General features: G+C 40.0%; 4 protein-coding genes. 3 read left to right on the top strand and 1 reads right to left on the bottom strand.

The window, feature by feature from the left end; translation table 11 throughout:
- Nucleotides 1-46 precede the first annotated feature (46 nt).
- From V7149_RS14925 to V7149_RS14935, 3 genes are all read left to right on the top strand, one after another.
- Nucleotides 47-358: a hypothetical protein gene (locus tag V7149_RS14925; protein ID WP_335346403.1), complete on the top strand. Its 312-nt coding sequence runs from the start codon at nt 47-49 to the stop codon at nt 356-358.
- A gap of 347 nt (nt 359-705) precedes the next feature.
- Nucleotides 706-3,765 (top strand): efflux RND transporter permease subunit, encoded by a 3,060-nt coding sequence (locus V7149_RS14930; protein WP_335346404.1) that lies wholly within the window; start codon nt 706-708, stop codon nt 3,763-3,765.
- A 256-nt stretch (nt 3,766-4,021) separates the two neighbouring features.
- Nucleotides 4,022-5,365 (top strand): M20/M25/M40 family metallo-hydrolase, encoded by a 1,344-nt coding sequence (locus V7149_RS14935; RefSeq protein WP_335346405.1) that lies wholly within the window; start codon nt 4,022-4,024, stop codon nt 5,363-5,365.
- A gap of 68 nt (nt 5,366-5,433) precedes the next feature.
- On the opposite strand, the gene V7149_RS14940 is transcribed toward V7149_RS14935, so the two are convergent.
- A partial coding sequence (locus tag V7149_RS14940; protein WP_335346406.1) for a DUF7010 family protein occupies nt 5,434-6,050 on the bottom strand: 617 nt, incomplete at its 5' end.

Here is a 6,050-nt window from a genome sequence, read left to right on the forward strand (position 1 = left end):
TTAAACTATGACATAATATAGCTATGAGGAAATGGAGGTGAATGTAATGGATGAAAGCCGTCTCGATAAATTCGAGGATATGCTTACTACGTTAATGACTATGGTAGGCGGTACAAACAGTCGATTGGATAAGGTAGAAGCTCGATTGAGTAAGGTAGAAGAGAGATTGGATAAGGTAGAAGGAGAATTGAATAATCTGATAAAAGAAGTAAGTGTGGTTAAAGAGGACCAAAAGCAGATGAGAAGTGAAATAATGGAAAAGCTTATGGTCATTCAAGCTGACCAAGATCTAATCTGGGAAAAGGCTGTTAAAAACGAAAGAGACATCGTCAAGATGAAGGCACAACTGCATCGATAGCCTCATAATTTACCTACATGAATTTGAAGTTCCTCAAGAATATAACCATCTAAATGATCAATATCCAAAAGTGTATTTTCTACAATTCACGAAAATTTTTCAATAGGACAAGCATTCTGCTGGGAGCACTCGACTTTTTCGAGGCTCTCTTTTTTATTATTAGACTAAATGTTTACTCCCTCTAAGACTGTAGACTTAGAAAAATATCTGTCTAAGGCTCGTTATGAAAGGGTGGAAATGTAGGTAAGATGGTAACATAATGAAATGTTAACTTTTACCTAATTGTGTTAAAATCTCCAAGTCTATTTTAACCCTATAAGGTAAAGGAGAGAGTGAGGAGAACAGGCTTGAAATTATTGAAATTTATTGTACAAAGGAAAATGTTAATTGCTTTACTGTCAGTGATGGTTTTAGCCATTGGAAGCTACTCGTTATTCGAATTAGATAAGGAATTAATGCCAGCCATCCGTATGGACGGTGCCTATGTTGAAGTTGGTGCGGGAGAAATGGCTGCAATTGAAGTTGAACGGACAATCACAACTCCATTAGAGCAGAAAATAAAAGGAATTGACGGTGTCGAAGATATTCAATCGACTACTATGATAGGCAGGAGCTCCCTGCGGATGACCTTTGAGCGGGGACGGGGGGAAGAGGTATTTAAGGAAGTAGAGTCAATTGTTAACGCTGCAAAGGCCGAAAATCCAGGAATCAAGGAAATGGATGCTGGTCAGTACGGCGCAAGTCAGAGCTATGAATTCTTCATGGATATTTCTGGCGGCAGCATGGGGGACATGACAGGATTTGCAAAGAACGTATTGGAGCCTAGATTAGAAGAGCTTCCAGAGGTACGTGACGTAATGCTTTCTGGAATGTTGGAGCATGAAGTGACAATTGAATTTGATCGTGCAGAAATGCTGAAGCATGGGTTAGAGGCAGGCCAGGTAATTGGTGCCATCCAGATGTCCAATAATGAAGCTACTTTGGGCGTACTTAATAATGAAAAGGACTCACCTTCTTTGCGATGGAATACGAAATTAGAAAATATTGATGATGTAAAGGGATTAAAAATTCCTACTCAATCAGGATTTATTGAGCTTAACAAGGTAGCAGCGATTTCCCTGCAGCCTAAGGAAAGTTCATCATTTGTATGGAAAGATGGAACGAAGGATCTTATTTTTATCCAGGTTGGCAGGGCTGCAGATGTAACGCAAATTGAGATGGCAAAAGCAGTTCGGGCGGAAATTAAAAAAATTCGGGATGAAGGTTTAGTTACAGGGTTTCAATTAAATGAAATGGTTGCACAGGCAGACTATGTGCAGGAATCGATTGATGGGGTAACAGACAATATCCTTATTGGCGGGCTAATCTCTGCAGTCATTCTTCTCATTTTCCTTAGAAATCTGAGGGCTACTATCATTATCGGTATTTCCATCCCAACATCCGTATTATTAACCTTTGCAGCGATGTGGATGTTTGGCTATAGCTTTAATATTTTAACCTTAATTGGACTTGGATTGGGAATTGGGATGATGGTTGATTCATCCATCGTTATCCTAGAATCCATTTATCGAAAGAAAGAACTAGGTTTGAACAAGTTTGATGCGGTTTTAGAGGGAACAAAGGAAGTTGCTTCGGCCGTAATTGCATCGGTTCTAACGACCATTGTCGTATTCCTTCCAATTGGAATGATCGGCGGCGAAATGGGTCAATTTATGATCATGCTTTCAGTAGTAGTTGCCATTACATTAATCAGCTCCATGATTGTGGCCTTTACATTAATTCCTTCATTATCCGATAAGTTTATGAAGCTTAAAAAGACAAAGGGAGCAGCTAAAGAAGGAATGTTTATGCGGGGGTATAGCCATGCTGTTTCCTGGACCATCAAGAAAAAGCGCCGCAGTCTCGGTGTCATTACTCTCTTTTTCCTAATGTTTGCAGGGTCCTTATTACTAGTAACAAAGATCCCAATGACGATTATGCCTGATATGTTTAACCGATATTCGGAGCTAATGGTTGATCTAGAACCAGGTATTACAAATCAAGAAAAAGCCGAAATCGTTCAAACGATGAATGAAAAACTGAGTGCCATCGAGGATGTAGATACGAGTTATGTACTTGATAATGGCGGAATGCTGTACAGTATCATCAATATGACAAAAGGCGATGAGATAAAAAAGGAACAAAAGGAAGTAAATGAAGAAATCTTGAAGACACTGCGGGAGATGCAGGATTTGTATCCAATTGAAAGTATTCAAAGTGCCTTATCCAGTGGCGGTGGATCACCTGTTCAAGTGAAAATAAAAGGAGAAGACATAGAGCAGCTGCAAGCAACAGCCGGTGACTTTAAGGAAGAGCTGCAAAGGATTGATGGCATTGTTGGCGTAAGAACGTCAATGGAGCGGATGTCCCAAGAGGAAGTCATTGTTTTAAAAACGGATGAAATTGAAAAGGCTGGACTTTCCCAACTTCAAATTAAACAATTCATTGAGCAGTCGTTTTTACAAATGCCTATTGGTGAAATGTCGATAAACGAAGAGAAGATGCCTTTATTTGTAAAATGGGATCAAAAGACCGCAACGAAAAAGGATTTGCTGGATATGAAGGTACCAACCATAGAAGGGGAGAGAAAATTATCTGCTTTCATTGAATTGAAAAGCGTGGATACGCCAAATGAGATTTCCCACTCAGACGGGGAACGGTTTATCGCCATTTCTGCCGATATTGAAGGAAAGGACCTTGGAGCGGTCAATAGAGATGTCCAGAAATTAATCGAGGATTTCAAGGCCCCAGCAGGTTTATCAGTATCAGTTGCAGGGGACCTGGAACAACAGCAGGAATTAATGATGGAAATGGTCTTTGTAATAGGAATTGCTCTTTTCCTGGTATATCTAGTTATGGCGGTTCAGTTCAATCATTTAGGCCACCCACTCATTGTCATGTCAGTGATTCCGATGACGATTGTAGGCGCCATTCTAGGTTTATTTATCACTCAGATGGAGCTAAATCTAATGTCAGGAATGGGTGTCATCATGTTAATTGGCATCGTCTTAAACAACGCTATTCTGTTAATTGATCGTACAAAACAGCTTCGCAGAGAGGGCTTCTCTGTTGAAGACGCACTTCTTGAAGCAGGTAAAAACCGTATTCGTCCAATATTCATGACAACCTTAACAACAGCTGGCGCAATGCTTCCATTAGCGCTTGCATCAGGCACTTCGGGTAATTATCAGGCGCCAATGGCCACAGTTATTATTTTCGGCTTAATGTTCGCGACTTTTATTACATTACTTCTTATACCGGCCGTTTACCGTTTATTTTCAGTAAAGGCACTGAGTATTGGAGCGGCTAGGAAACAGCGGCGCAAAGAGATGATCGAGGTTCAAGCTGTACCAGAAACAGTGAAGTAGGAATGAAAGAGGAAGATCGCTTTAAGAAATAGCCCAGAGCATATGCTTTGGGTTATTTTTGTTGAAAAATAAGCAAAGACGCCCTTCAAATTATTCATGGTCTTAAGACTTATGTCTATTAAAATAATTCATTATTAAGGACCTAGTAAATTGAAATATTGCTAGGTTGAAAGTTTCGTTTTTCGTTTTTGAAAAGGTTTGCAGGAAATAAAAGCGAATTCCTTTTGTGAAATCATATCATAAGGAGGTTTTTGTTTTGAAAAAAGGCTCTTCCATTTTGCTTTCTACTCTTTTAGTCACTTCAAGTTTGTATCTTGCTCCTATGAATTCCGCCAATACAGCAGAGGCTGCACCTAATCACGTTGTTCATCCAAGTGAAAAAGCATTGGATCAAAAGGTTATTGCTAGAGTTAGTGCAGAGCGTATGTATGAAGATGTCTATTATTTATCCGAAACGATTGGCCCGCGTGTAACGGGTACAGAAGGTGAGCAGAGAGCCGCCAAGTTTATTAAGGATCGTTTGGTTTCTTACGGATATGAAGTAACGACACAAGAATTCAGGATTCCTGATAAAATGACAGGGCATTTACAGACTAGCGATCAAAATGAAGTCATGGTTAGTATCCCTGCCGGTTCAGCGGATACTCCTGAAGCAGGGATCACTGCAAGTCTTTACGATGCTGGGTTAGGGAAATTAGACGATTTTACACAGGAGGCAGTGGGAAAGATAGCTCTAATCTCAAGAGGCGACATCACATTTAAAGAAAAAATCGATAACGCTATAGCTGCTGGTGCTATCGGAGTGCTGATTTATAATAATGTGGATTCCCCTGGACCATTAAATCCTTCCATCGGTGGAGATACGACAATTTCTGTTGGAGGGATCTCAAAAGCAAGCGGCGAAGCACTAATTCAAGATATTGCTGCCCAAAACAAAACGGTGACATTAAAAGTGAAACGGATTGCAAATGCAAAATCACAAAATATCATTGCGACAAGAACCCCTCAAAAAGGAAAAAACCACGACATTGTACACGTGTCTGCCCATTTTGATAGTGTTCCATTTGCACCGGGTGCCAGTGACAATGCGTCTGGTACAGCTACTGCTTTAGAGCTGGCAAGAGTGTTAAAAAGCTATCCGATCGATAAAGAATTGAGGTTTGTTTTTGTTGGTGCGGAGGAAATTGGCCTTGTCGGATCCGCCTATTATGTAAGTCAGCTAAGTCAGAATGAGGTTGAGCGGAGCGTTGCGAACTTCAACATGGATATGGTCGGAACCTCCTGGGAAAATGCAACAGCCATCTATATGAATACCGTTGATGGCAAGGCAAACATCGTAACGGAAACAGCGCTGGCGACAGCTGAAAGAATTGGAACACCGTCTGAATTAGTTCTCTATCAGCGCGGGGCTTCCGATCACGTATCCTTCCACGATGCGGGGATTCCAGCTGTTAACTTCATTCGCCGTGAGCCTGGTACTGCAAACCTTGAGCCTTATTATCACACACCACAAGATAAAATCGAATATATTAGTGTTGAGCGTTTGAAGGAGGCTGGGGATTTAGTTGGAGCTTCTGTATATAGTTTGATTGGAAAATAGTTTATAGAAAAAGTGAAGCTGATATCCATTAGATGCAGCTTCACTTTTTGTTTTATATAGATCTACTGTTATTTGCCAATCCCCTTCCTTTCATCAATAGAGATAAATGACTTTGTCTCAAACGACAGGGCAATAACGGATAGAAGATATAGTATACATAGTAAAAATGGCAGTAGCATAAATGCATGATTAATAAAGACATAACCGAAAATAAAAGAGACTGCAGCCATTGCAATGGTAAAAATTCCGTACGTTTTACTTTGATAAATCCATAAATATGGCAAAAAGTGTGAGGCTCCTAAAATACCTATGGCCATTGGGATTAATTCATATTGTTCAATGTAAATGATCACCCAAACCGGTATGTAAAATGCTTGAATGCCTCCTATAATTCCTCCTAAAGCCCCTAATGGATTTTTACTTAAAAGATTGATTTTACGTATTTTGCCGATAGCAATAGCCAATGGGAAAATACTACATGTACCAATCAGGTAGAAAAGAGCGAGCTGCTGTTGGCTTTCTATGAAAAAGCCCAATCCTCCCATAACTAACCAATAGAAGGCTCCCGCGAGTAAGAAAGGGTATCCTTTTTTGGCATCTTTAATCAAATCTGCCTTTAGTTCACCTACAGTCATGTTTTTAAAATCCATATCACTATCCCCTTTTCTTTTATCGCAGATTAACG

Origin of the sequence: Bacillus sp. JJ1503 (assembly GCF_036965125.1) — a bacterium.
In the GTDB taxonomy this organism is placed as follows: domain Bacteria; phylum Bacillota; class Bacilli; order Bacillales; family Cytobacillaceae; genus Cytobacillus.

What these genes read in the sequence shown, in the direction of transcription:
- V7149_RS14925 (WP_335346403.1), top strand. Translation starts at nt 47, where the DNA reads ATGGATGAAAGCCGTCTCGATAAATTCGAGGATATGCTTACTACGTTA.